Below are 23,345 nucleotides of genomic sequence, written 5' to 3' on the forward strand. Positions count from 1 at the left end.
GCGGATACCCACAGACGTCACCACCCGGGGAAGGACCCGCGAAAGGGTCTGGCGATCAGGGCGAACAACCCGGCGCCGATCTGTCCTGGCGTCGGCAACAGCCAGCCCAGCAGGGTCACAAGCAAGAACCACGGCGGCGGATCTTCGCGAACAATGATGGTCTGGACGCTCTCGGTTCTGACGCGGGTGTCACCTGCGCTCTGCTCGACTGTCCGTGCGTTGGTGCCCTCGATCCGTTGATCCGTGACGGTTGTGCGCCCGAGGGTCTGGGCATTGGTGCGCCCGGCCTGGACGTTCGCGGCAATGCTGGGCCCGCCGCCGATTGCCCCGCCCACGACCCCGGCAACCTTGGAGCAAGAGCCCAGAGCCGCGCAAATCAGCAGAAGGGACAGCCAGCGCATCAGGTCAGCCCCTTGAGGCAAAGCGCTTGTTTGCTGTCGGCGCGGCGATTGGCGAGCCCGCGAACGCGCTGGCCACCCGCAATCACCCAGCGGCGCAACTCATCACACGCGGCACGATACCGGCCCGCATTGGCAAGCCGCATCATTGTGGAGCGGCAGACCGACGGAGCACCGACGTTATAGGCCAATTCCAGCATGGAGGCTTGAACGCCTGGCGGGATGTTCGGGTTTGTCATGCAAGGCCGGATCTCGTCATAAAAGGCGCGAACGTCACGCTCGAGTCGGTCGACACAATCGGCCATGGTCGCTGTGTCGCCCATCTGGACGCCATGCGTATCGCCGAAGCAGATCGTCGGCACGCCCACAATATCTCGGTAAGCCTCAAGCCTAACGCCTTCCCATTTAGCGACGAATGGGGTTGCGAGGGCAACGACCAGCGCAGCGGCTCCAAGCCCTGCCGCTGCCCGTGATTGGATTGCACCGCTTGTGTCCCGCCGGAACTCTGCCAACATGTCCGACAGCCCCGCCTGCGCCACCAGACGCGCCGGAATTGCAAGCGCGTTGACCACCAACGTCCCCGCCGCAAATATGACCGGATCGACACCCAACAGGTCCGGCGAAACCAGCGACAGAAACACAGGCACCGCCGACAGAAGACAGGCGAGGACAATCAATCTGATTGACCACGCACTTATCGCGGTTTGTTTCCAGTTTTGAATGAGTTGCATGGCAAAGCTCCTTTCGCCCCAGATCGGGGCATTGCCCCGGTTACCTGCGGTGAAGGATGTCGCGGATCTCGCGCACGTCCGTTCTGACGTCGGCGAGCGCCTCGCGGTCTTCGTCACGCTGCCGGTCGCGGTCCTCCAGCGACCTTTGCAGCATTTCGATTTGCTTCTGATTGGTGAAGATGCGGCGCACCAACCAGATACTGCCGGACGCCACGCCGGTGATCCCGGTCACCGCAAGCCCGGTGGATGCCTGTTCAATGCGTTCGATAAGCGACATGCGCGCGACCCTCTGCCCGTTTTGGACAAGATCTCGCGTTTAGGACGCCGTTTCCTCTGGCGGTTTTACCTTGGCTGTTAGATGACTTTTCCTAATTAAATCTTGGCCCCGTAACAACTCGCTCCCGTGGCCTTATCGCGCGGTCATTAAATGCGTTGCGAGTCGGCGCCTTCAATTCAATGATAAAGTTTTATTCTGAAAACACGCTTCGACACTGAGTACATTCACAGTAGATAGGGAAAGATCGCCTGCCGTAGGTTTCAAAGGGGGCGGCGCCCGCCTCAAATCTGCAAGAGTCGTATAACCGTGGAAGCGAGCCAGAGGCAGCGAGCTTAGGCATACTGGAATGATTAAAGCCCGCTAGGTCATTTATCCCTTTTCAGCTTATGAGGCTCTTCTTCGTTACATGAAAGAAAAACGTGCTTACCTTCTCTTGGATCAACGTAATCTTCTTTCCTAACTACACCTATTTGGAGACTATCGGTCAGAGCAGGAAATTCTTGAAATATGAATATGCGAGTTGATAGAAGGATATCACTCCCCACCCAACACATGTCAGGGCGACTTTCTTCAAAGCTATACCGATTGTGTGCAAAAGCACTGGCACTCGCTTTTAATTGAGTGTGAAAATCCGATGGAACACCTCGCAACCTTTGTTGCTCTCTAAACTCTTTCTGAAATCTGGGCGCATTATCGTAGATGTATTCGATAGATGCCCTGTCAGCGCCTGACAGGTTGTCGAATAGTGTTTTCAGATTGTGACCGGTAGGGAATACACCTTGTTCACGAGCTGCGTGTACGCCCTTCAAGAACAGTTCTAGTGAAAAGGCTTCTAGCATGAAGCATGCGCGATGGTATCGAAGTACATGAGGAAGTTCATAAAATTCAGTACTCTGACCACAAGAGCGAAAAAAACTTACCCGAGCATCAGATAAGCAACGTGAACCTCGAAAATAGTCTTCGGCTGAAGCGATTAAATCAATCGGTTTTGCTTGTGCCGTTCGGTTAGGTGGCATTACAATTCCTTTCTGCAAAATCTATAATTTCTAGCGTAAAGGACTTGGTGCAGCTAGAGCAAGATATTATATGTCGTCTGCAATTATGCATACTGACCTCGACCCCATGTTCCCTTCAGCTTTGGGCTGAGCATGGTGCTCGCCACCCTTTTCTCCATCCGCCGATTGCGAGCGCCACCGTCATCGCGTGACTGCGATCCAGTACCAAACTGAACAAACGCAGCAACCCAAGTCTGCCTGCTGCGCTGAATAACACCACGGCCTAGCTGTTAATCGACTTGAAAACGCCTCCGAACACACCGCCTATGAAATCACCAAATTTGGCGTGATCCCAAGTGCCGCTCTGCGCTTCCTTCAGCGCACTTCGCATCGGGACCAAATCTCCACCAATGTTGATTTGCCTCCCAAGCAAGTACATACCTTTTGCGGAAAGATGGCATCCGACCCAACGCGTAATGCCTTGATATCTATCAACTCGGATAATTTCTTCTTTTATCAACCAATTCATGGAATTGATGAACAGACCAAGTTCCTCTTTGTCGCTGGTGAGATCGTTTCCATTTACGGAAATTGGCTCAATGCCATGAGGCTCGAGCAGTTCCAGGATCTTCCCGATCATCGCCGATTGCGCTTTATAAGGATCTGACAAGATACTACTCCTCTTTGGATCTTCTAAATGACACGATCTGCGCTGCAAAAACCATCCCCGCTATCCACTTGGACAGGCAAGCCAGACCCAACTCGATCCAACACAGGGGAACGCCACTTGTTATTTCGCCGGAGCGAGGCACTGAGGATCTCGCTCGGTGACAAAGACGCGCATGCTAGGCGTTGGAGAGTCCCAAGAACTTCACTTTCACTCAGGCTCCCAGGAAGCACACCTACCCGGCTCTTAGAGATTCCATCCCCATATTTCACCACCCATTCTACCATCAGGGCTCGCTCCTGTTTTTAGGCATTCTCATCGTGCAAGCCCCCTCTTCCATTTTCAACTTTAAAGGGCACTGGGAGAGCATACCAAACCCCTGAGTAGCAGAGGATCTGCCCGCGAAAGCCGAGATAAATGTATGCGCACAAAAAGAGAACTCCGACCAAAGGCTTCCACGAAGCTCATCAGCGAGGTCGAAAACACACACCAAAGAAGCGCCTGGGTCGGCGGTATTCAAGGCGATCCCCCGGGCAAGCATTACCTTAGCTGCGTACATCGGTCCCATTTGCTGCTCCATACTGGAGTGGTTGATCCTCGAGCGTAACCGGACCGCGCCCCATTTCACAGTAGATGCGAACTGGCCTGCGTCGGACAGGCGTAGCAACTTCTCGCCCAAGTCGATGCAGAAACCGCCCACGTCTCGCCCTTCCAGTCCCAGCCAGCGCAGGTGCTACGGCCACGCCCAAATAGGGGATATCCAGGTCGGCGGCACGTTGCATTACAACACAAAAGTCCACAAAAAAAGCAACGCCAGTATGAAGAATTATATTGCAGTGATCTCATTAACCAAGCTTTTTGCGCCAATACGAGGCCTGATCCAGCAACGTCTGCGCGGTCTTGATCTCGATTCCCATCTCCCTCGCGACCTCAGACACAGATGCACCGGCATCCCACTGGCGCAACGCATGATCAGCCATGTACGCCTTGCGCAGCCCGTGACAGCTCGGCAGCTCGAGGATGCAGTTCGCGTGGCTGTGGCTTAGCTTTAGCGCGGCTTCAATGCCGATCATGGATGCGATCCGGTGATCCTCAGGGATGCTTCCCGGGACATAGAGCTGGCGCCGCCATTTGCGCGCGCCCGTTGACCGCGTACCTTCCACCAGGCGCACCGCATTTCGGCGCCCGATAACCTCGGCGATCTCCTGCACGCTGTCGGGTAGCGGCACGCTTCGGCCGCGGCCGGCGGCAAAATCTGCCAGAGGATACCGGACAACGGCAGGCAAATCGGGCTGATACACCGCGGGAACAGATGCAGAAGGTTTCCTCTGCCCAGCGCGTTGCGCCTGATCAAGTAATTTGCGCAGGTTCGCCACTTCGTGTTTCAGATCCTCGACAGTGCCCATAGCTCAACCCTTTGCCCGTGTGACAAGGATCTCCATGCCCTGCGCGGCCAAGATCGCTTTCTTGAGCTTGAACACGTCGGTTTCATGGCCTTTGCGATCCTCGATCACGGTCAAGCCGAGGCGGTTGTCGACATAAACAAAGTCTGCGCGATAGATGCGCTGCTTTGCTCCGCTGTCGGTCATGATCGGACCGTCACGTCCGGTCAGGCCAATATCGACTTGGCGACGCAGGCCGCAGATCTCGCCCGCCTCCTGTAGCAGTTTCAATTCCTGCCAGCGTTGGGCCTCTGTCTTGCTGTCGTGCGTTACGCCGTCTGCCGTTGTGGTCCGTTTGGTGCCGCGCACCCGGCGCTTATCTTCCCCTATCGAGGGGAGTTGGGCCTCCCTGTATTCCTCTGCTGTCATGCGTTCCGTCATTGCGATGCCTTTCTCTTCTTGGCCTCTGCCTCCATTCGCTCTCGAAGGTCCTGCTCGAAGAACTGTGCGAGCGAGATCGTCTGAACCCAACCACCTGTTTTGCCCGTGTCGGTACTGCGCGACCGGCGCGGCAAGCCCATGGCTCCGGCACGTGATCCAATCGCGGAGCGGTGCGAGTATCCGAAATGCTGCGCCATTTCTGTCGAGTTGACCCCGGCGAGCCACATCCGGCGAAACGTCTCGTTGTCACAGAGCTGTTTGCGCACTTTCGCGCGGCTGGGCAGACCAAGTGTGCGCGCCTTGGAGCTAAGCGCCTGTCGCGTCACGCCCAGCGCCCGGGCGATGCGTTCTGTGGGGATATCCTCGCGAGCCCAGAGCGGTGCAAGCGTTTCACGGGTGATAATCTTGAGGGGCTGTGCGGTCATGACGTTCACCCCATGCCTAGGCATTCTTTGTACAGATCGAGTACCGCCTCTTCTTCGGCGATATCGGTTTCGTCGCGCATGCGCAGGGCGATCAGCTTGCGCAGCACCTTGACGTCGTATCCACGCCCCTTGGCCTCTGCCATGACCTCTTTCTGTTGCTCTGCAATGGCCTTCTTCTCTTCGTCCAGGCGCTCGAACCGTTCGACAAACTGGCGCAGCTCTGTCGCATTGGCGCGATAGGCGTTGTCCTCGGCATTCTCCCTGACGGTGCGGTCTTCTGCAGTCTCCCTCATGTGGGTGGCCTTCTGCCCTGCAACCTGGTCAGCAGCCATGGCGAACAGACGCGCCGGAACCTCGGTGGCGACGATCTCACGGCGTCCGACGTGATCAGATGCGGTCACTACGCCCAGCGCCTCGAGCGCCTCTATCAGGCGGGATGCTTTGTTGTACCCAATGGCCAGAGACCGCTGCACATGTGTCGTGCTGGCCTTTTGGTCCTCTATGATGATTTGAGCCGCTTTCGCCAGGAGCGCGAAATCAACCGGGGTCTTTTGTAGTTCCTTGTATGCGTCAGCCACGGCGTTTCCTTTCCTGCTCTGCTTTCAGGAGCTGACCGGCGAACTTGAGCGCGCTTGCCATGTCTCCGGCATGTGGGTGTTGTTGTGGTTTCCGGCTCAACCAGTTCTGCGTTCGATAGGCCGCATAGATCTCGTCGAGCGTGTTGAGCCGCGTCTTGCGCTCGACGGTAGACACCGGGCCTTTGCAGGGTTGCGGTGCACGGATCATGCAATCACCGGCCACAAGGTCGACCGTGACAACCACAGCGCCGAAACGGTGCCCGTGTGTGGCAGGATCAGCGTGCACGCTCATTGCGCCACCTCGAGCATTGCCCGTGCGTCTGCATCGGAGATCCCAAGCCCAGCGCGGCGGCACTCTTCGGCGGTCACTGTACGGGCGGCGAGGCACTTGGTGACCGTGTCGCGGCTGATCTTTCCGAACATGAAATGTCCCGAACCAGCACTGCCAACCTCACGGATCGTCTTGCCCCACTGCTCGGCGAACGCTGCCGCCTCAGCGCTGGGCGTGGATTTCTGGGCCGGGATGTAAGCCCGCCAGAAATCATCCGCGAAGAAACGCTCGCTGCGCCGGATGTACCTCGGATCATTGCCCTGCTGCTCGGCGGCATAGGCGCGGGCAGCGTCGAGGATCTGGTCAGATGTGGCACCGTTGGTCAGGGCCTTGCTGATCGCCTTGTGAGTTGCCTGCGCTGTCCCCAGCTTGGGAAACACGCGCTCGAACTCTCTCAACAAATCATCAGAACAATCATCCAGCGTGGGCGCGGGTTCAGCCGCGCAACTTGTTTGTTTTTCTTTTTGTTTGTTGTTCTTTCTTATGGGGCCGGTTTTTCCGGCGGGCGGGGTCAACCGGCGGGCGGGTTTTTCCGGCTCACGGTGAGAGGGTTTGACCGGCTGCGCACCGGTAGCCGGTTTTTCCGGCTCACGGTAAATACCGCTTTCCCCCGCATCTTGTGGCTCGCTGCCCCCTGCTGACACTTCATCTGGTGCCTGCGGTTCGTCGAACACTTCCCAGATATAGCCTTCCAAGCGCCCGTTTTCGCCGTTCTTGGCATGAACGCGCAGATAGCCTGCCTCGATCACCTCACGGCGGATGCGCTGCCACTTGTCTTTTTTACAGCCCAGGATGCGCTGACATTCGGACACGTAGAACGTCCAGCTATCGCTGCATGACATGATGTAGCAAAGCAGGAGCCGCGCCTCTGGCGAGATCTCCACATCGCGGATCAGAGCGTTCGGGATTGTCGAGAATGCGGTACGGCGGCGAATGCTGACCGATGCCTCTTTCCTGGTCGTCATGACCGCCCCCTGACCTGCGCCCAGATCTGTTCCCAAAACCGAAGGGTGAACACGCGATGATCCCCCGCCGACTGAGGTTTCGGCGGATCTCTCAGGATACCGTGCGTGATCTCTTTCGCGCGCTTGGTTGCGGCGTGCTCGAGGCGAGTGTCGCGCCGCTCCTTTGCAGTCTTTACGGCTGCGCAGGCCTGCTCTCTGGGATTCATGCTCATGCCCTCCCTATGAATTCGGTGCGCCTGTGGTCCTCTGCTGTGAACAGATGCCAGGCGCAGTTGTCTTTTCCGGTGTGTTTGCTGCCCTCGATCCATTTGACCCGCCCGACCGAGACGATCTTGCGGCAATGGCGCAGGTACGGGCGCGCCTGCTGGGTGTGGCTCCAATCCGCATCGAACAGCAGCCACGTCGGGCTGATCTGAACGCAACGCATGATCAGCGGATGCAGGATCTCGCGCGACCACGGCGGGTTGGTAATGATGAAATCCAGCGGGCGCAGCGGGCGTTGCAGCGGTTGCCAACACAGGGCGTCTCCCTGCCGTACGTCCCCGCGCCCTGGATTGATATCGACGGCCTCAGCGCACGTCCCACCGATCCGGCGAAGGTGGTCAACCAGCTTGCCGTTGCCGGCGCAGGGCTCGGCGAACCGAAACCGGGCGGGCAGATGACGTTTAAGGATCGGGACCGCTTCCCAAGGCGTGCGATACAGATCGTTCTTGCGGCGCTTGAAGGAGCTGCGCTTACCCATGGGTGGCACCTCCTGAGAATAGCTGACGGTGACGGGGTGGCCCGCCTCTGGCGCCCGCCCACGCCCCGGTGAACGTGCTTGTCAGGCTCCAATTGACCCTCGGGCCGCGCCGGGTCCTGACGTCAGCACGTTCTTGGTGTTCCGCTGTCCCGTGATGTTCAGCGGGGAAGTATCCCGGCGCGTGTTCGTTGCGCGGTGGGGCTGCAACCCCACCGCGCGCATTCATCCCGCCAACCAGATAGGAGATAGCAGGATGAAAACTGACCATGGACAGATGCAATCTATCCGATAGTCTGTTGATGCGGGCCGCACCTCGCACGCGCGACCCGCTACACCCCTTACTTCCAGAACAAGCAAGGAGCGCATCAGTTATGTTCGAAGACAAAAACGCCGCGTCCGATGAGGGCACCGAAAAACGAGGCTGGGGAACCGAGCAGCCCAAAAAATCGGGAGGCGACAAACCTGAAGGAGACTGAAATTGCAGTCCGATCCCGAGAATTTTGAGTTCAACGCCCTCCGAAACGCTCTTTATCACACGGCAATGCGTAGGACGTTTGAGACCTGGTCCAGATGGCTGAACTTCCTGGTCGTTGTCTTGGGTGCGGCGACGATTTCCGACCTCCTGACGCCTTACGGTATTGAAGCAATCCATCTTGGCGCAGCAACCGCAATCATCGGCGCGCTGCAACTCACGTTCGATTTTGGCGGTCGCGCCAGGCTCCACCAAGTTTTGCAGAGAGACTACTATAAGGCTTTGGCCGACTTTCAGTCGATTGAAGCTCCGACGCCCGCTGACGTTGCAGCAGCGAAAGCAGCACTTTCCACGACAATGGCGGATGAACCTCCAACCATGCGGGCGGTTGACACCAAGGCCTACAACGACGCGCTTGCAGCAACCGGCTATTTTCCGAAAGATCAGCGGCTTCGATTGCCTTGGTGGCAGCTGCCACTGAAGAACCTCATCAGTTTTGATGGGTACGACTACAAAAAAGTCGGCGAGATCGAACAATAGCGTAGCGAGGCGACAAAATCGCCAAGAAAGGACTCCTGAGATGAACTCAACTGCTCGCCAGCAATCTTCTGATCGCGACACATACAAAGATGGCTGGGGGACTAGCCAACCGCAAAAGCCTACCAAAGATGGAGGGAAACCCAACGGCAACTGAAGCCTCACGCCGCCACCTCCGCCGCCTGCCCGAAGAACTCCGGCGCGCCGGGGTCGGTCAGCATGACGAGCAAAGCGATATGGCTGGTTGGGGCTGTGACGGCACCCCACCAGTTCAACGCGGTCTGAAACGACACGTCACAGAACAGCGCAACCTCGCGCGGGCTGTGGAACCGGGCGCGGAAATAGCTCGACCATAGGTCAGGCGCGCTGACCTTTAGGGCGTGCGGGTCAAACTGATTTGACCAAGACTTTTTCCCAGCGCCACGCGCATCATCCCCGCATGGCACATCATTGTTCACAATCAGAGTTAGACGCGGGCGGCTCATGCGGCCACCTCTGGTGCGTCCGCAGGTGCGGGATTGTCGGCCATGTAGCGGCGGATCTTGTCCACGGTGTGAAGCGTTGGGCTGGACTGCCCCGCCTTCCACGCTTTCCACTGGCGCCAATTGGCGCCGATAGCTTGACGCAAGATGTGCTGCGGGCTTCGGCCAACAGCAACCGCATAGGCTGTGATCTCTTCGAGAAACTGTTCCATGCCCCCTTGTGGGGTTTATTTACCCCGCAGGTCAAGGGTGTATTTACGCCATGCACAATGCAGCACAATGGGGTAATTTACCCCTTATGCAAAAAACGTTCAGAGACGCATTCCTTGCGGCCATCAAATCCTCCGGCAAATCGATGCGCCAAGTCGCGCAAGACGCAGGTGTGTCTTACGAGCAGCTCAAAAACCTCGCCCAAGGCAAAAGCAAATCTACCAATGTAGATGATGCAGTTCGCATTGCTGCTTCTTTCGGCACAAACCTAGAGAGCTTTCTTGAAGGGCAAATGATCTCAACCGAGCACCCCACCATTGCTATAGCAGGCAAGGTTGGAGCTGGGGCTCAGGTTCCCGTATTCGATGCCTATCCGAAGGGCGCCGGCCCGCAGGTCGAATGCCCGCCCGGCCTCACCCCTCACAATATTGTGGCAGTCGAGGTTGAAGGCGATAGCATGGAGCCGGTCTATTCCGCTGGTGATCTGCTGTTTTATCGTCGCAACGGCCATGACAGCGTGCCTAGTGACATCATCGGACATCGCTGCGTCTGCGAGGACCTGGACGGTATGGGTTGGGTAAAGCAGGTAAAGGCGGGTGATGAGCCGGGACAGTTCCATTTGATTTCACTAAATCCCGGCGCCAACAACATGTGGAACGTGCAACTACGGTGGGCAGCGCGCGTCCAGTTGCATTGGCCAGCTGATCTTGCCAAAAAGATCTAACGCTTCGTCAGTGCATTAAGAGGCGCAGCAGTGAGGCACAGAAAATGGCATTTGAAAAAACATAGGTGCCGGCGAGATTGATGACCTGACCAGCTCATGAAGTTGGGCGAAAGAGATCGTCGTTAGCGGCCCCAAGCCAAGTGGTCGAAGTGGACGGTACATCGCCTCCTCACATCGGGATGATGGTTCCCATTTTAGTTCCGCCTTTCGCTGTCACATCACGCCAAGCCTAGATCCTTTAGATAAACAAATCGACTCCCCCCTCACCAAGCCAAAGCGTGTGTTGGAGGCGGGAGTAGGATTAGTTCGAAAAACAGAGATATTCAGAAAACCAACAAACTAAGACCGGGAATACAAATCCTGCATCTTTTTTGCCGAGGCCAGAACAGCTTCCAAATTGTATATCTTTATCGCGAGTTGTTTTTGAAAGGAACTCGCAGTACTAGTTTGAACTGCATCAAATAGTTTTTTGTACACCCGACTTACAAAGGCGTGCGCCTTTGGGTCATTCAATCCTCTCAAAATTGGAGAGTTATCGGGGTCTAGACTTCCCTTGATGGATTCAAGCATAGAGATGACTCGATCATCAGCGTTTGGCCCTGCGGCGCTAGTCTCATTTTGAGTTGGTGCGGTTTTAATCATTTGCCTGTAGGGCAAACCACACTGTCGCTTCGTGTAAGCATAAATCTCTCGCTTTGGTTGACTCGCTTCAGCCAAGCCCCTTGGGCGACCTAGGAAATAGGAGGTCACCGGGCCAGACATTGCCAACAGAATAGATCTCACATTCGAGCCCAATTCAACGGATGTAATCCTCTTGTTTGAGAAATGTGAGTAGGTTAGGTGCCGCATGAGATCTACCTCAGCCCGACCATCAACTTGACCGATGTACTTTCTGAAAAGCGAAATCTCTTCATCAAGGTATTGGACCTGATTGAATGGGTGCTTCGTTTTTGAAAGGATATTAGGAAATTGCGAAGATAGTAAGCCACGAAGGATGCCATCCTGCCCTGGCTTTGGGTCAGGCAATGCATTGCTTGTAAGCCCTGTGAAATATTCAACTGTAAGTTTTTGAAAATAAGGATCTCCGATGTATGCATCGGTCAAGCTCAGATTTTTCATGAACGCCCGCTGCTGTCTTTGCTCCCTATTATCAGTGTGAGCGATCCTCTTTGCAGCAGCAGAGTAGTAGCCGACTTCCTGAGTTTCTTGAAGTATCTCCATGTGAATATTGGCGAGCGCATCAAAATTCTGGCCACTGAAAACTATTGTATTATCTAGTTTCATGCCGAGAAATGAAAGGTGAGGAGCTGAAAAAGAAGTGATATCAGAATCCATCAAGCTGAGGATTTTTTGCAGAGCATCATTCTTTTCGTAAATGGTGTTATCCACTAACGTCACGGACTCCTCCAATGAGGCAGCAACAGGAAGTGCCCGGTCTGGTCCGTTCGACGAAGAGTGCATCATCGTGTAGAGCTTGGTGCCCTCCTTTCCGAGTTTTTCTCGAAGCCCCAGATAAATCGCTAAGCTGTCTACACCGCCGGAGAACATCACAGCAGCCTTTTGATCTGGATTGCGTTCAAAAAAGCCGGCAACGCTTTGCATGGTTTCATCCATCGCTTGGTTGAACGATGCTGGTCTCTCTCGTGCATCATTTAGGAAGCTACGAAAAGTGTGAACTCGACTACTATCGGCTACGATGAAAGATCCGGGAGGAACCCTTTGAACATCTTTGAACATTGTGGTCAGAGGCAATTGATTGAAGTTGCTCCTAGGAGCGTAGTCCAAGTAAAAGCTCAGACCACAAGGGTCCATTTGCGGCTCGCTTGGGAGCCTAGAAAGTACCTTAGCGAGGTCAGTACCAGCTGAGATCAATCCATCGCCGTGGTAGAGGTAACCTCCAGAATAAGACGGCGATGTCACTACTCGCAAAACATCGCCATCCGTCGAAATAAGGACATAGTTCCCGACAGAAGTCCTCGCCTCTGATGCAAGGAAGTCGTCCATCGACCATGTATACAACCGTTCAACAAGCTCCTTGGGGCTAGCGTGCATGGGCTCACCGAACACGGTCCATCCACCTTCACGAGGAGCACTTGTTCGCAGGCTAGATCGATCACTCCATACCAGGAAATTGTGAATAGAGTGCATGACTTGTCTCCGGCTGTAAGTTTCACCCGTCGCGTATGCTTTCTTCAAAGCACAAAAGCAAGGTTTCAACGTGGCGACAGGGGTGAACTACCTCCCAGTGTCCAGCTCGCCTGAGTAAATTCGAACCCTGCCAAAGCCTCCAATGGGGTTATTTTACCCTATTATGCTTGACGGGGTATAATTACCCCATTACTGTGACTTCATCAACCGATGGAGGATTGAATGCAAGACATTACCCAGACCGCCCGGCAGATCGCCGGTTCTCCCGAGGATCACCTCGACGAACTTCACCTGTTCACATCCGCATGGGCCACGATGAAGGCTGCGCGCGGCCAAGGGTTCAACCCTGCCCGCCTGCGCCCTCAACATCTGATTGATCGCCCAGCGCCCACGCCCGAACCGACCGATATGGTTCTGGATCGTGTCGGGCAGAAGATCCGTACGATCATGGATGAACGGGGTATCCTGCCGCACCGCCGCCATGCGGCGTAACGCCCGGCGCACCCGAAACGCCCCTCCGTTCTTCGCGGTCAGCGCGGCGCATATCGGACAACCCCCACGGGCACCTCCCGCCCCAACATGAACACCACGCGGCAAGGATTTGAGGATTGGCTTTGCCGCGCATTCCAGAGGTTTCGCACCCGTCTTGCGGTGCGGATCGGGCGCGGGCGGTTCAATCCTCCAAATTGCACGCCGCCCGCGCATTTTCCCGAGAGACAGCATGACACCTTACATCGCCGCTCAGACGCTCAACGCAACGCCCCTACTCGACCGCGCCCGCACGTTTCGTGATCTTGGCGGCAACATCTGGCGCCCTGATCATGACCCGTGGGTTTACGAGGAAATGCTCTGGATGGTGGAGTTGCTCGGCATCCGCGTCGACGCTCCCACTAAGGGCCAGGCGATTTCGCTTTGGATCAAGACGGCCAAAGACCGCGTCACCAAGCGCGCGACCGACGGTCGCCCAGATTGCCCCTTTAACGGCCAATGCCCAGTGCCGGACACGACCCCCGTCGAGGCCTGAAACCTGTCTCCGACCAACTGACGGGGAGTTCTGCCTCCCCGTCCCTTTCTCACACCTTATGGCTTTGGCCTTAGCGCCCGGGGCTGTCTCCGCCACTCACGCAAACAAAAGCGCCCCGGGCAAAATTACAAAGGTGATCCACATGGCAAAGATCCTGATCGGTTGTGAAACCAGCGGCATCGCCCGGCGCGCCTTTGAGGCCCGTGGCCACGATGTATGGTCTTGCGATATTGAAGCGGCAGAGGATGGCTCGAACCGACATATCCGCTGCGACATTCGCGACGGCATCCTTGACGAGGGCTGGGACCTTTTGACCGTGATGCACCCGCCCTGCACGCGCCTTTGCCGCTCTGGTCGCCGCTGGATGAGCGGCCCCGGCAAGTGGACACCGCCCCGTCAGCTCCCCAAGGGAAAGACTTGGCAAGATATGCGCACCGAGTTCGAAGAGGGCGTCAGCATCTTCACAGCTTGTTGGCGCGCTCCCATTGATCGGGTCGCTATCGAAAACCCGGTGATGAACGACCTTGCCAAAGATCGGATGCCCGCCGACTTGCCAGCACCGCACCTTGTGCAGCCGTTCTGGTTCGGCGAGCCGACCTACAAGGCAACGGGATGGTATCTGCGGGGTCTCTCCCCCTTGGTTGCTACTGACCACCTTGTGGAGCCTGAGCGGGGCTCAGAGGCTTGGAAGGAGTGGAGCCGCATCCACCGCCTGCCGCCCAGCGCTGAGCGCGCGCGCCTCAGAAGCCGCTCCTTTCCCGGAATGATGCATGCCGCCGCCCATCAATGGGGCGATGAGGCATCCACACAACACGCCGCAGCCGCGGCTTGAACCGGTCGAAGTCTATGCGATCCGCGTCAACTGAAACGCCTAAGGAGATTTGCCTATGGTAAGCTTTGCACCTGCCGCCCTGCGTGAGGCCAATGCCGCTGCATATCTTGATCTTTCGGTCTCGAAATTCCGCGACCTGGTCAGCAACGGGGCATTGCCGAAACCCGTGCGGCTCGCGGACGGTGTCGAACGCTGGAAGTCTGATGAACTTCTTGCAATCTTAGACGGCACTGCCGCAAGACCTAGCGAGGACTTCGAGCTTTGAAACGGCCCAACAAGCCACGTATCGTCAAACCCGGATTAGTATGGAAGTGGGATACCCGACACTCGATCTGGGTGCCATATTATCGGGTATCACTGACGGAAAACGGCACACGAAAGCAGCGCACGATCAAGTTGAACTGGCAGGGGGATTCAGAGCGTCTCGACTGGCTCTATTGGCAGTGCCGCTCAGGCAAGCACGAAAAACAGACCGCACCGGCCAAATTCACTTGGCGGCAGCTTATCACCGCCTGGCGGGAAGATCCGCGCGTTCAGGGCCGGTTGGCGGATGGGACAAAACGTAGCTATGCGAGAACCATGGAAGCCATTCTTGAGAAGAACGGCAACAAGGATGTGCGCCGCACCACCAGGCAGGCGATCCGTACCGCTCATTCGAAAATGTCGGACACGCCGCGCAAAGCTGACAAGTATCTCCAAACCGTTAGCCTGCTGTGGAACTATGGTGCCGAGAAACTCGATTGGCCATTAGGCGCAAACCCGGCCAAGGGCATCGAACACTTTGGCAAACAGAGCGAATATGAGCCTTGGCCGGAATGGATGGTCGACAAGCTCAAGGATGCGCCGGAGCATGTGCGCACTGCGGCTGAGCTGATCCTCGGGACAGGTCAGCGGCCCAATGCGGCCATTCACATGAAGTTCGCCCATTTCGACGGCGAGTGGATGAGCGTGCTTGATGAGAAGAATGATGAGCGGATCGAGGTCTTTTGCCCGCCAACCTTGCGAGAATTCATCTCGCGCGCCCCGCGCCACGGCGCCTATGTCCTTGCCAAGAACCTAACTGAGCCCCGTGGCTACTGGTCTATCTCCGCAGCTTTTCGCACATGGCGAGATGGCCTCGGCCCCGAGGCGAAGAAGTACGTTCTGCATGGCCTCCGCAAACTCTCGATCATCCGCCTTGCCGAAGCCGGGTGTAGCGATGCCGAAATTCAGGCGGTGACGAACCAGAGCGCTGAGATGGTAGCCTACTATCGATCAAGGGCAAGCCGCAAAGCTCTCTCCCGTGCCGCGCAGGAGCGTCGCAAGTGACTCTCGCGCCGCTGAACAGATCAAAAACAAAACAGGTCTGTGTGAGTCAGGTGTGTGAGCCCGAGAAAATCAGGGTCACAAACCCTGTGCAAACACCGACGATACATTCTTTAAAAACAAATTGGTACGGGCGGCGGGACTCGAACCCGCACGGCTAAAGCCTGGGGATTTTAAGTCCCCTGTGTCTACCATTCCACCACGCCCGCGCGGCTGGACCTTCGGCGTCAAGCTCTACCGTTGCGTGCGGGCGGGTTCAATCGGAATTTCAGGGGTTTGCGATCCGGTCGCAGTCCAGTCCCGGCGCTAGAGCTCGACCGCATCGTCCTCCAGCGGGCCACCCGGGCCCAGAAGATGCCGTTCGGGAAGCCATGGGTTGAGGTCCAGCGCCTTTTGCAGCGCAACTCTGGCCTCGTCGACACGGGACAATCCCAGAAGCGACAGCGCCCGACCGCTCAGCGCCGCAACATGCTGTGGCGACAACGCCAGGGCACGGTTCAGATCCTTCAGGGCGGCGGCAAAATCGCGGCGCAGATAATGCACAAAGGCGCGTTGGTTGTAGCCCTCGGCATAATCCGGACAGTACGCGATCAAGCGATCAAAATCCGACAACGCCCCGAGAAAGTCATAGGCGGAGCGCCGAGTCATACCGCGATCCAGGATCTCTTGCGCGCGGGCGTCCGGCGCATCCGCCCAGTATTCCCACAGTTGATTGCCGATCCGTTGCGCCTCACCTTCACTCTCGGCCGCCTGCACATCCGCCAGCAACGCCGAAATCGCGGACGCATGATCCGGTGCCTCGGGACAGCCCTGCGCGGCCACACCAGACGGAACGGCAAGGCCAACGGCAGCGGAGAACACGAAACGCAAAAACATGTCTATAATGGTGGCACATATTCCGCCGCCGACAAGTTCACATTTGCGCGTGCTACATCGGCCCGAGGCCCGCGTCGTCCTTCACCGCCTGCATCGACATATAGGTCGAGGTGGAGGAAACATGCGGCAAGGAGGAGATCTTTTCGCCCAGCACCGCGCGGAAATCCGACATCGAACGGCAGCGGACTTTCAGCAGATAGTCAAAATGCGAGGCCAGCATATGCACTTCTTCGATCTCTGCCACCTGCACCACCGCGGCGTTGAAGGACGCCAGCGCCGCCTCTCGCGTGTCGGTCAGTTTCACCTCGACAAAGGCGACGTGGTCGAGCCCGAGACGGATCGGATCGATCATAGCGCGATAGCCCTGGATGATGCCTTCGGCCTCCAGCCGTTTCAGCCGCGCCTGGGTGGGCGACTTCGACAGGCCGATGGCCCGGGCAAGATCGGACACGGAACTGCGGCCATTGTGGCTCAGCTCACGCAGAATCGCCTGGTCGAAGCGATCCAGACCGGGGAAGCGCGATTGCATCAAAAACCCTCCGCAAATAAGCGCATTTGGCCTGTACTATCGCGACAATCGGGACAAATGACCAGTAAGAACGCGATACAAGGGTCAAAATCTCTGACGAGGGGGATCAGACATGACACGTGACACTCTTTTGCGCGACCGGATCGATGCCGGCACCTATGCGGATCAGGCTCAGATGCGCGATGCGCTGGTGGCGCAGGCCGCGCTTTCGGAGGCGGATCGCACAGCCATCTGCGCCTCCGCCACACAATTGGTGACGGATATCCGCGGCCATTCCTCGCCTGGGCTGATGGAGGTCTTCCTAGCCGAATACGGCCTGTCGACCGACGAAGGCATTGCGCTGATGTGTCTGGCCGAGGCGCTGCTGCGGGTGCCGGATGCGGACACCATCGACGCTCTGATCGAAGACAAGATCGCGCCCTCCGACTGGGGCAAGCACATGGGCAAATCGACCTCCTCGCTGGTCAATGCCTCCACCTGGGCCCTGATGCTGACCGGCCGGGTGCTCGACGAGGAAAAAAGCCCCGTCGGCGCCCTGCGCGGTGCCATCAAACGTCTGGGCGAGCCGGTAATCCGCACCGCCGTGGGCCGCGCGATGCGCGAAATGGGCCGCCAGTTCGTGCTGGGCGAGACCATCGAAAGCGCCATGAAACGCGCCTCCAACATGGAAGCCAAAGGCTATACCTATTCCTATGACATGCTGGGCGAGGCCGCGCGCACCGAGGCGGATGCGTCGCGCTATCACCTTGCCTATTCCCGCGCCATCTCGGCCATTGCCAGCGCCTGCACCAGCAGCGACATCCGCGAAAACCCCGGCATTTCGGTGAAACTCTCGGCGCTGCACCCGCGCTACGAGATCGCCAAGGAGACCTCGGTCAAGCAACAGCTGGTGCCGCGCCTCAAGGCCCTGGCATTGCTGGCCAAGGCCGCAAAAATGGGCCTCAACATCGACGCCGAAGAGGCCGACCGCCTGTCGATCTCGCTCGAGGTGATCGAGGAGGTGATCTCCGATCCCGCGCTTCATGGCTGGGACGGCTTTGGCGTGGTGGTGCAGGCCTATGGCCCGCGCACCGGGCTGGCGATCGACGCCCTCTACGAGATGGCGGAGAAATACGACCGCCGCTTTATGGTGCGTCTGGTGAAGGGCGCCTATTGGGACACCGAGATCAAGCGCGCGCAGGTCGAGGGCATGGATGGTTTCCCGGTCTTCACCTCCAAGGCGCTCACGGATGTGTCCTACATCGCCAACGCGCGCAAACTCCTGTCGCGCACCGATCGGATCTATCCGCAGTTCGCCACCCACAACGCCCACACCGTCAGCGCCATTTTGCATATGGCCGAGGACGGTCAGGCCTATGAGTTCCAGCGCCTGCATGGCATGGGCGAGACCCTGCACCAGATGGTGATGGACAAGAACAACACCCGCTGCCGCATCTATGCGCCGGTTGGGGCGCACCGCGATCTGCTGGCCTATCTGGTCCGGCGTCTGCTGGAGAACGGCGCCAACTCCTCCTTCGTGAACCAGATCGTCGACGAAGACGTGCCGCCCAGCGATGTTGCAGCGGATCCCTTCCTGCAGATCGACGACCTGAGCACCGACATCCCCACCGGCCCCAACCTGTTCCAGCCGGAGCGTATAAATTCCAAGGGCTTCGACCTGCGCCACGCGCCAACCCTTGCGGCCATTGACGCGGCGCGCGCGCCCTTCCGCAGCGCCACATGGGACGCGGTGCCGCTGATCGCGGGCGAGGCGATGCCGGAAACCCGTGTTGCCGTCACCAACCCCAGCGATCTGAGCGAGATCGGCTCCGTGGCGCAATCGAGCGCCGAGGATGTGGAACTGGCCCTGGCCTCCGCCTCCACCTGGGACGCCCCGGCAGAGGTGCGCGCCGCCGCACTCAACAAGGCCGCTGACCTCTATGAGGCCAACTATGGCGAGCTGTTTGCCCTTCTTGCGCGCGAGGCTGGCAAGACGCAGATGGACGCGGTGGCAGAGCTGCGCGAGGCGGTGGATTTCCTGCGCTACTATGCCGCCCGCATCCCCGACGCCGCCCCGGCCGGGATCTTCACCTGCATTTCGCCGTGGAACTTCCCGTTGGCAATCTTCACCGGTCAGGTCTCGGCTGCGCTGGCGACCGGCAATGCGGTGCTGGCCAAACCCGCCGATCAGACCCCGCTGGTGGCCTTCCGCGCAGTCGAGCTGATGCATGAGGCCGGCGTGCCGCGCGAGGTGCTGCAATTCCTGCCCGGACGCGGCTCCAAGGTCGGCGCCGCCATCACCGGCGATGCGCGTGTGGGTGGCGTCGCCTTCACCGGCTCCACCGCCACCGCCCTGCGCATCCGCGCCGCCATGGCCGAACACTGCGCCCCCGGCACGCCGCTGATTGCGGAGACCGGCGGCTTGAACGCGATGATCGTGGACTCGACTGCGCTGCCTGAACAGGCCGTTCAGGCGGTGATCGAAAGCGCGTTTCAGTCCGCAGGCCAGCGCTGCTCCGCCCTGCGTTGTCTCTATCTGCAAGAGGACGTGGCCGAGGATGTGCTGACCATGCTCAAAGGTGCGATGGAGGTGCTGGATCTTGGCGATCCCTGGGATCTGTCGATCGACAGCGGCCCGGTGATCGACGAAGGCTCGCGCGCCAAGATCCTCGCTCATATCGACCAGGCCCGCAGCGAAGGTCGGGTGCTGAAGGAGATGCAGGCGCCGCAGGGCGGCACCTTCGTCGGCCCGACGCTGATCCAGATCGACGGCATCAGCGACCTGCAGGAGGAGATCTTTGGCCCGGTGCTGCATGTGGCGACCTTCAAGTCGCGCCAGCTGGACGATGTGATCGACGCCATCAACGCCACCGGCTACGGGCTGACCTTCGGGTTGCAGACCCGCATCGATGACCGGGTGCAGCATGTGTGCGACCGTATCCACGCGGGCAACATCTATGTGAACCGCAACCAGATCGGCGCCATCGTTGGCAGCCAGCCCTTTGGCGGCGAGGGGCTTTCCGGCACCGGCCCCAAGGCGGGTGGTCCCCACTACCTGGCGCGGTTCTGCGCAGCGGATCGCCGCCAGAGCGATCAGAGCTGGGAGCAAACCATGGCCGAGATCCCCGGTCAGAGCGGCCAAGCCCGGCATCCGGAGACCACCTCCCTGCCCGGCCCAACCGGCGAATCGAACCGGCTGACGGTGTCGGCACGCCCGCCACTGTTGTGCATGGGCCCGGGCCAGGACGCGGTGGCGGAACAGGCCAAACTGGTCGCGGATCTGGGCGGGACCGCGATCAAGGCAAGCGGCCTCGTGGACCTGCACCGCCTGCAACATATCGGCGGTATCTCCGGCGTGGTGTGGTGGGGCGATGACGCCACGGGACGCGAGATCGAGCAAACCCTTGCCAAGCGTGACGGTCCCATCGTGCCGTTGATCCCCGGCGCACCGGATCGCGCCCGCGTGCTGGCAGAGCGTCATGTCTGTGTCGACACGACGGCTGCGGGGGGCAACGCTGCCCTGCTGGGCGGCAACGCCTGAACCGCACCATTGCCCGGCGCCCCCGACGAGTGACCGAGCAGAGGTTTTGCGCTGCGCTTTTCGCATCGCGGAGGGGCGGCGGCCGCGCCTGCGGCGCGGCCGCCGCCCGGCCCAACGCATCCGGAGGTGGCTTTGCCGCATCCGGATGGGGCGGGAGCGCCCCCGTCCTGTGTGTTTCAGTCACGCGGCAGCTCCGTTTCGGCGCGTCGCGGTCACCTATCGCTTGACCTTCCCCGGCGCAGAGCCCAGCTTCGGCTCATGTTTCCCCTGCGCGACCACAATCCCTCCGGCCGAACCCCTTATGTCGTCTATCTTCTGATGGCCGCCAATATTCTCGGCTATCTCTGGTATTCCACCAGCTTTCCCGGTGATCGTGGGCTGGCGATGTTCTACGGGGCCTTTGCCGCCGTCCCGCGCGAGATCATGTCCGGCGAGGCGCCGCTGACACTGCTGACCTCCATGTTCATCCACGGCGGCGTGATGCATCTGGCGGGCAACATGCTGTTCCTGTGGATCTTTGGCGACAATATGGAAGACGAGATGGGCCATCTGCCATTCCTGCTCTTCTACCTCGTCTCGGGCGTGGGGGCGACGCTGGCCCATGTCGTTTCGGCACCGATGTCCCCGGTGCCTCTGGTGGGCGCATCGGGCGCGATTGCCGGTGTCATGGGCGGCTATCTGCTGCTGTTCCCCAAGGCGCGGGTGGACATCCTGATCATCCTGATCGTGTTCTTCCGCATCATCCCGGTGCCCGCCTTCGTCATGCTGGGTCTCTGGCTCGGGATGCAGTTCCTCGGCGGTCTCAACGCGGATCCAAACCTCGGCGGTGTGGCCTATTGGGCCCACGCGGGTGGCTTCCTGATCGGCCTCGCGCTCACCCTGCCCCTGTGGCTCAAGCGGGGCGGTCCCCGGTTCTGGACCCGAACCGCCGGCCATCCGCCCCACCCGGAGACCCGTTATAGCGTGACCCGCGTCCCGCGCGTGCCGCGGCCCCCTCCGGCGCGCAGACCCGGCCCCTGGGGCAAATGAGCGCCGCGGTTGCCGCGCCATACGACCTCCGTCGGATCCAAGATCGCGGTGCGCGCACGGGGCTGGTGCCTGCCCTTCCGCAATAGGTCTCCGCCCAGGGTTGACGGGCACGCCTTTGTACCAGGCCAACGCAGGACGCAAGACCATCCGCGCAATCTGTGCTATGCTGCCTGAACGACACCGACAAAGCCGAGGCAGCGACAGGCCGGGGACCCCACGCAACGGAGGGAGACCCAGCCTATGATTATGCGTATTTTCCAGGTCGTCACACACCCCGGCAAAGAAGCCGAATTTGCCGAGTTCTTTCACCACACCGCGATCCCGATGATGAAGGCCACCCGAGGGGTCGTCTCCGTCTTTCCCGGCACGGCGCGCCATGACAGCCCGCGGGACTTCAGCCTGGTGATGGTCTGGGAAAGCCTCGATGCGCTCAAGGCGTTTGTCGGCGAGGAGTATGACAGCCCTCACATCGACCCCGCAGAAGCCGACTTGGTACAGTTTCGCACCATCAAACACTATGAATTTGTCGCCACGTGACAGGATCCCATCGACGGGTGACTACAATAGAAAACACCCCGGACCGCAGAGGCAGGCCGGGGCGTATCATGTTTTCGGATCGACCAGGGACGACAGACACCCGGGGCGGATCAACCCGCCCGTCGCGGGTCTCAGCCGCGGATCACCTTGGTGAAATTCTCAAAGATCGGCTCATTCGAACAAATCACCTCACCGCTGTCGAGGATCGTCTTCTCGGGGTCGAGCGCTTCGCAGAGGCCGCCGGCCTCCTTGACGATGATGATGCCCGCAGCCAGATCCCAGCTGTTCAAACGGCGTTCCCAGAACCCTTCGTAGCGCCCCGCAGCCACATAGGCCATGTCGAGCGCCGCCGCGCCCCAGCGCCGCACACCGGCACAGGCGGGCATCAGGCGCGCCAGATCCTGGAGCGTCTCGGGCAGGTCGGCGCGACCGGCAAACGGCAGGCCGGTGGCAAAGATCGACTCGATCATCCGGTGACGTGCAGACACCCGGATGCGGGTCTCGTTCATCCAGGCGCCGGCGCCTTTTTCTGCAAAGAACATCTCGTCCTTGGCGGCATCATAGACCACGCCCGCGACGATCTTGCCCTTGTGTTCCAGCGCGATCGAAATCGCCCAATGCGGCAGGCCGTGCAGAAAGTTGGTGGTGCCATCCAGCGGATCGACAATCCAGCGCCGGGTCGGATCTTCACCGGGGATCTCACCGCCCTCTTCGGCCAGCCAACCATAGGTCGGACGCGCGCCCATCAGCTCGTCCTTGAGGATCTTCTCGGCGGCGATATCGGCGCGGCTCACAAAATCTCCGGCCCCTTTGGTCGAGACTTGCAGGTTCTCGACCTCGCGGAAATCCTTCACCAGGGAGCGGCCAGCCTTGCGGGCGGCCTTGATCATGACGTTGAGATTTGCGCTACCAATCATTGTACGAGGTGTCCTTGCGGGGGGAGATGTCGGTCAAAGGCTGCCCATACACGTCCCGCGCCCAAATGCCAAGGGCGAAACCGGCCTGCGCGGGTGTTCGGGTAAACTGTGGGTCTGCAGACGGGCGCAGGGCCAATGACGCGGCACACTTGCCCGGGCCGTGGCTTGGTCACATACGATGTGACCTGCCCGCGTTCGGCACCCTCCGGGACGCACAACAATTGCCCCATCGATGCAGTAAAAAAGCGCGCCAATTGCAGGGAGATGCCCG

The 23,345-nt window shown here is 59.1% G+C and carries 28 protein-coding genes, 1 tRNA gene and 1 pseudogene; 10 read left to right on the forward strand and 20 right to left on the reverse strand.

Going from position 1 to position 23,345, the window contains the following annotated elements; translation table 11 throughout:
* Window positions 1–17: 17 nt before the first annotated feature.
* The 13 genes and pseudogenes from MHM88_RS05820 to MHM88_RS05880 all read right to left on the reverse strand — a co-directional run bounded on the left by MHM88_RS05820 (window position 18) and on the right by MHM88_RS05880 (window position 7,932).
* Window positions 18–401, reverse strand: a complete 384-nt coding sequence (locus MHM88_RS05820) for a bacteriophage spanin2 family protein (RefSeq protein WP_239361331.1) — start codon at window positions 399–401, stop codon at window positions 18–20.
* On the reverse strand, window positions 401–1,129 hold the full coding sequence (locus MHM88_RS05825) for a lysozyme (protein ID WP_239361333.1): 729 nt from the start codon (window positions 1,127–1,129) through the stop codon (window positions 401–403). Before MHM88_RS05825 ends, MHM88_RS05820 begins: the two co-directional genes overlap by 1 nt.
* 40 nt (window positions 1,130–1,169) lie before the next feature.
* Entirely contained in the window at window positions 1,170–1,406 is a 237-nt protein-coding gene (locus MHM88_RS05830; protein ID WP_167642622.1) for a hypothetical protein, read from the reverse strand.
* A 365-nt stretch (window positions 1,407–1,771) separates the two neighbouring features.
* Window positions 1,772–2,422 (reverse strand): hypothetical protein, encoded by a 651-nt coding sequence (locus MHM88_RS05835; protein ID WP_239361334.1) that lies wholly within the window; start codon window positions 2,420–2,422, stop codon window positions 1,772–1,774.
* A 262-nt stretch (window positions 2,423–2,684) separates the two neighbouring features.
* Window positions 2,685–3,071: a hypothetical protein gene (locus tag MHM88_RS05840; protein WP_239361335.1), complete on the reverse strand. Its 387-nt coding sequence runs from the start codon at window positions 3,069–3,071 to the stop codon at window positions 2,685–2,687.
* An 842-nt stretch (window positions 3,072–3,913) separates the two neighbouring features.
* Window positions 3,914–4,474 carry a hypothetical protein gene (locus tag MHM88_RS05845; protein ID WP_239361336.1) on the reverse strand — a complete coding sequence of 187 codons (561 nt, stop codon included), beginning with the start codon at window positions 4,472–4,474 and terminating at the stop codon, window positions 3,914–3,916.
* Window positions 4,475–4,477: 3 nt separating this feature from the next.
* The gene (locus tag MHM88_RS05850; RefSeq protein WP_239361337.1) at window positions 4,478–4,879 is read right to left on the reverse strand and encodes a DUF1064 domain-containing protein; all 402 of its coding nucleotides are present in this window, start codon (window positions 4,877–4,879) and stop codon (window positions 4,478–4,480) included.
* 8 nt (window positions 4,880–4,887) lie between these two features.
* Window positions 4,888–5,316: a hypothetical protein gene (locus tag MHM88_RS05855; RefSeq protein ID WP_239361338.1), complete on the reverse strand. Its 429-nt coding sequence runs from the start codon at window positions 5,314–5,316 to the stop codon at window positions 4,888–4,890.
* Window positions 5,317–5,321: 5 nt separating this feature from the next.
* Window positions 5,322–5,609 carry a DUF2312 domain-containing protein gene (locus tag MHM88_RS05860; protein WP_239362497.1) on the reverse strand — a complete coding sequence of 96 codons (288 nt, stop codon included), beginning with the start codon at window positions 5,607–5,609 and terminating at the stop codon, window positions 5,322–5,324.
* Window positions 5,610–5,687: 78 nt separating this feature from the next.
* Window positions 5,688–5,894: pseudogene (locus MHM88_RS23095) on the reverse strand (DNA translocase FtsK); the annotation flags it as partial.
* The gene (locus MHM88_RS05870; protein ID WP_239361342.1) at window positions 5,887–6,186 is read right to left on the reverse strand and encodes a hypothetical protein; all 300 of its coding nucleotides are present in this window, start codon (window positions 6,184–6,186) and stop codon (window positions 5,887–5,889) included. The gene MHM88_RS05870 and the pseudogene MHM88_RS23095, both read right to left, overlap by 8 nt.
* Window positions 6,183–7,190: a helix-turn-helix domain-containing protein gene (locus MHM88_RS05875; protein WP_239361344.1), complete on the reverse strand. Its 1,008-nt coding sequence runs from the start codon at window positions 7,188–7,190 to the stop codon at window positions 6,183–6,185. The genes MHM88_RS05870 and MHM88_RS05875 overlap by 4 nt, the downstream gene beginning before the upstream one ends.
* Before the next feature lie 208 nt (window positions 7,191–7,398).
* Window positions 7,399–7,932 (reverse strand): class I SAM-dependent methyltransferase, encoded by a 534-nt coding sequence (locus tag MHM88_RS05880; protein WP_239361346.1) that lies wholly within the window; start codon window positions 7,930–7,932, stop codon window positions 7,399–7,401.
* A gap of 478 nt (window positions 7,933–8,410) precedes the next feature.
* Here MHM88_RS05880 and MHM88_RS05885 point away from each other — a divergent pair, with 478 nt between their 5' ends.
* On the forward strand, window positions 8,411–8,944 hold the full coding sequence (locus tag MHM88_RS05885; protein ID WP_239361350.1) for a hypothetical protein: 534 nt from the start codon (window positions 8,411–8,413) through the stop codon (window positions 8,942–8,944).
* Between the two features lie 158 nt (window positions 8,945–9,102).
* Here MHM88_RS05885 and MHM88_RS05890 read toward each other — a convergent pair whose 3' ends face one another.
* Both MHM88_RS05890 and MHM88_RS05895 read right to left on the reverse strand, forming a co-directional pair.
* Window positions 9,103–9,426, reverse strand: coding sequence for a hypothetical protein (locus MHM88_RS05890; RefSeq protein WP_239361351.1), 324 nt, complete (start codon window positions 9,424–9,426; stop codon window positions 9,103–9,105).
* Window positions 9,423–9,635, reverse strand: coding sequence for a hypothetical protein (locus tag MHM88_RS05895; RefSeq protein WP_239361352.1), 213 nt, complete (start codon window positions 9,633–9,635; stop codon window positions 9,423–9,425). The genes MHM88_RS05890 and MHM88_RS05895 overlap by 4 nt, the downstream gene beginning before the upstream one ends.
* Before the next feature lie 50 nt (window positions 9,636–9,685).
* Between MHM88_RS05895 and MHM88_RS05900 the strand changes: the two genes are divergently transcribed.
* A complete protein-coding gene (locus tag MHM88_RS05900) occupies window positions 9,686–10,357 on the forward strand; it encodes a S24 family peptidase (RefSeq protein WP_239361354.1) in 672 nt (223 codons plus the stop codon).
* 339 nt (window positions 10,358–10,696) lie between these two features.
* Here the strand turns inward: MHM88_RS05900 and MHM88_RS05905 are convergent, their stop codons facing one another.
* Window positions 10,697–12,505, reverse strand: coding sequence for a hypothetical protein (locus MHM88_RS05905; protein ID WP_239361356.1), 1,809 nt, complete (start codon window positions 12,503–12,505; stop codon window positions 10,697–10,699).
* A gap of 222 nt (window positions 12,506–12,727) precedes the next feature.
* On the opposite strand from MHM88_RS05905, the gene MHM88_RS05910 reads away from it, so the two are divergent.
* From MHM88_RS05910 to MHM88_RS05930, 5 genes are all read left to right on the forward strand, one after another.
* Entirely contained in the window at window positions 12,728–12,997 is a 270-nt protein-coding gene (locus tag MHM88_RS05910; protein ID WP_239361358.1) for a hypothetical protein, read from the forward strand.
* Between the two features lie 229 nt (window positions 12,998–13,226).
* Window positions 13,227–13,529, forward strand: coding sequence for a hypothetical protein (locus MHM88_RS05915; RefSeq protein WP_239361360.1), 303 nt, complete (start codon window positions 13,227–13,229; stop codon window positions 13,527–13,529).
* Between the two features lie 142 nt (window positions 13,530–13,671).
* Entirely contained in the window at window positions 13,672–14,361 is a 690-nt protein-coding gene (locus tag MHM88_RS05920; protein WP_239361362.1) for a hypothetical protein, read from the forward strand.
* A 55-nt stretch (window positions 14,362–14,416) separates the two neighbouring features.
* Window positions 14,417–14,626: an AlpA family transcriptional regulator gene (locus MHM88_RS05925; RefSeq protein ID WP_239361364.1), complete on the forward strand. Its 210-nt coding sequence runs from the start codon at window positions 14,417–14,419 to the stop codon at window positions 14,624–14,626.
* Entirely contained in the window at window positions 14,623–15,669 is a 1,047-nt protein-coding gene (locus tag MHM88_RS05930) for an integrase (RefSeq protein WP_239361366.1), read from the forward strand. Before MHM88_RS05925 ends, MHM88_RS05930 begins: the two co-directional genes overlap by 4 nt.
* 122 nt (window positions 15,670–15,791) lie before the next feature.
* On the opposite strand, the gene MHM88_RS05935 is transcribed toward MHM88_RS05930, so the two are convergent.
* From MHM88_RS05935 to MHM88_RS05945, 3 genes are all read right to left on the reverse strand, one after another.
* Window positions 15,792–15,875: transfer RNA gene (locus MHM88_RS05935), tRNA-Leu, on the reverse strand.
* A 97-nt stretch (window positions 15,876–15,972) separates the two neighbouring features.
* Window positions 15,973–16,542 carry a tetratricopeptide repeat protein gene (locus tag MHM88_RS05940; RefSeq protein WP_239361368.1) on the reverse strand — a complete coding sequence of 190 codons (570 nt, stop codon included), beginning with the start codon at window positions 16,540–16,542 and terminating at the stop codon, window positions 15,973–15,975.
* A 52-nt stretch (window positions 16,543–16,594) separates the two neighbouring features.
* Window positions 16,595–17,071, reverse strand: coding sequence for an Lrp/AsnC family transcriptional regulator (locus MHM88_RS05945; protein WP_239361369.1), 477 nt, complete (start codon window positions 17,069–17,071; stop codon window positions 16,595–16,597).
* A gap of 112 nt (window positions 17,072–17,183) precedes the next feature.
* Between MHM88_RS05945 and putA the strand changes: the two genes are divergently transcribed.
* The 3 genes from putA (at window position 17,184) to MHM88_RS05960 (ending at window position 22,157) form a co-directional block, all read left to right on the forward strand.
* Window positions 17,184–20,591 (forward strand): bifunctional proline dehydrogenase/L-glutamate gamma-semialdehyde dehydrogenase PutA, encoded by a 3,408-nt coding sequence (gene putA, locus MHM88_RS05950; protein WP_239361370.1) that lies wholly within the window; start codon window positions 17,184–17,186, stop codon window positions 20,589–20,591.
* Window positions 20,592–20,849: 258 nt separating this feature from the next.
* Window positions 20,850–21,620 (forward strand): rhomboid family intramembrane serine protease, encoded by a 771-nt coding sequence (locus MHM88_RS05955; protein WP_239361371.1) that lies wholly within the window; start codon window positions 20,850–20,852, stop codon window positions 21,618–21,620.
* 240 nt (window positions 21,621–21,860) lie between these two features.
* Window positions 21,861–22,157 carry an antibiotic biosynthesis monooxygenase gene (locus tag MHM88_RS05960; RefSeq protein ID WP_239321341.1) on the forward strand — a complete coding sequence of 99 codons (297 nt, stop codon included), beginning with the start codon at window positions 21,861–21,863 and terminating at the stop codon, window positions 22,155–22,157.
* A gap of 131 nt (window positions 22,158–22,288) precedes the next feature.
* Here the strand turns inward: MHM88_RS05960 and MHM88_RS05965 are convergent, their stop codons facing one another.
* Window positions 22,289–23,074 carry an inositol monophosphatase family protein gene (locus MHM88_RS05965; RefSeq protein WP_239361372.1) on the reverse strand — a complete coding sequence of 262 codons (786 nt, stop codon included), beginning with the start codon at window positions 23,072–23,074 and terminating at the stop codon, window positions 22,289–22,291.
* Between the last annotated feature and the right edge of the window lie 271 nt (window positions 23,075–23,345).

It is taken from the genome of Epibacterium sp. MM17-32 (assembly GCF_022348205.1).
GTDB lineage: Bacteria > Pseudomonadota > Alphaproteobacteria > Rhodobacterales > Rhodobacteraceae > Epibacterium.

Coding starts and splice junctions, on each gene's coding strand:
- MHM88_RS05820 (WP_239361331.1), bottom strand. CDS start 401: ATGCGCTGGCTGTCCCTTCTGCTGATTTGCGCGGCTCTGGGCTCTTGC.
- MHM88_RS05825 (WP_239361333.1), bottom strand. CDS start 1,129: ATGCAACTCATTCAAAACTGGAAACAAACCGCGATAAGTGCGTGGTCA.
- MHM88_RS05830 (WP_167642622.1), bottom strand. CDS start 1,406: ATGTCGCTTATCGAACGCATTGAACAGGCATCCACCGGGCTTGCGGTG.
- MHM88_RS05835 (WP_239361334.1), bottom strand. CDS start 2,422: ATGCCACCTAACCGAACGGCACAAGCAAAACCGATTGATTTAATCGCT.
- MHM88_RS05845 (WP_239361336.1), bottom strand. CDS start 4,474: ATGGGCACTGTCGAGGATCTGAAACACGAAGTGGCGAACCTGCGCAAA.
- MHM88_RS05850 (WP_239361337.1), bottom strand. CDS start 4,879: ATGACAGCAGAGGAATACAGGGAGGCCCAACTCCCCTCGATAGGGGAA.
- MHM88_RS05855 (WP_239361338.1), bottom strand. CDS start 5,316: ATGACCGCACAGCCCCTCAAGATTATCACCCGTGAAACGCTTGCACCG.
- MHM88_RS05860 (WP_239362497.1), bottom strand. CDS start 5,609: ATGAGGGAGACTGCAGAAGACCGCACCGTCAGGGAGAATGCCGAGGAC.
- MHM88_RS05870 (WP_239361342.1), bottom strand. CDS start 6,186: ATGAGCGTGCACGCTGATCCTGCCACACACGGGCACCGTTTCGGCGCT.
- MHM88_RS05875 (WP_239361344.1), bottom strand. CDS start 7,190: ATGACGACCAGGAAAGAGGCATCGGTCAGCATTCGCCGCCGTACCGCA.
- MHM88_RS05880 (WP_239361346.1), bottom strand. CDS start 7,932: ATGGGTAAGCGCAGCTCCTTCAAGCGCCGCAAGAACGATCTGTATCGC.
- MHM88_RS05890 (WP_239361351.1), bottom strand. CDS start 9,426: ATGAGCCGCCCGCGTCTAACTCTGATTGTGAACAATGATGTGCCATGC.
- MHM88_RS05895 (WP_239361352.1), bottom strand. CDS start 9,635: ATGGAACAGTTTCTCGAAGAGATCACAGCCTATGCGGTTGCTGTTGGC.
- MHM88_RS05900 (WP_239361354.1), top strand. CDS start 9,686: ATGCACAATGCAGCACAATGGGGTAATTTACCCCTTATGCAAAAAACG.
- MHM88_RS05905 (WP_239361356.1), bottom strand. CDS start 12,505: ATGCACTCTATTCACAATTTCCTGGTATGGAGTGATCGATCTAGCCTG.
- MHM88_RS05910 (WP_239361358.1), top strand. CDS start 12,728: ATGCAAGACATTACCCAGACCGCCCGGCAGATCGCCGGTTCTCCCGAG.
- MHM88_RS05915 (WP_239361360.1), top strand. CDS start 13,227: ATGACACCTTACATCGCCGCTCAGACGCTCAACGCAACGCCCCTACTC.
- MHM88_RS05920 (WP_239361362.1), top strand. CDS start 13,672: ATGGCAAAGATCCTGATCGGTTGTGAAACCAGCGGCATCGCCCGGCGC.
- MHM88_RS05925 (WP_239361364.1), top strand. CDS start 14,417: ATGGTAAGCTTTGCACCTGCCGCCCTGCGTGAGGCCAATGCCGCTGCA.
- MHM88_RS05940 (WP_239361368.1), bottom strand. CDS start 16,542: ATGTTTTTGCGTTTCGTGTTCTCCGCTGCCGTTGGCCTTGCCGTTCCG.
- MHM88_RS05945 (WP_239361369.1), bottom strand. CDS start 17,071: ATGCAATCGCGCTTCCCCGGTCTGGATCGCTTCGACCAGGCGATTCTG.
- putA (WP_239361370.1), top strand. CDS start 17,184: ATGACACGTGACACTCTTTTGCGCGACCGGATCGATGCCGGCACCTAT.
- MHM88_RS05955 (WP_239361371.1), top strand. CDS start 20,850: ATGTTTCCCCTGCGCGACCACAATCCCTCCGGCCGAACCCCTTATGTC.
- MHM88_RS05960 (WP_239321341.1), top strand. CDS start 21,861: ATGATTATGCGTATTTTCCAGGTCGTCACACACCCCGGCAAAGAAGCC.
- MHM88_RS05965 (WP_239361372.1), bottom strand. CDS start 23,074: ATGATTGGTAGCGCAAATCTCAACGTCATGATCAAGGCCGCCCGCAAG.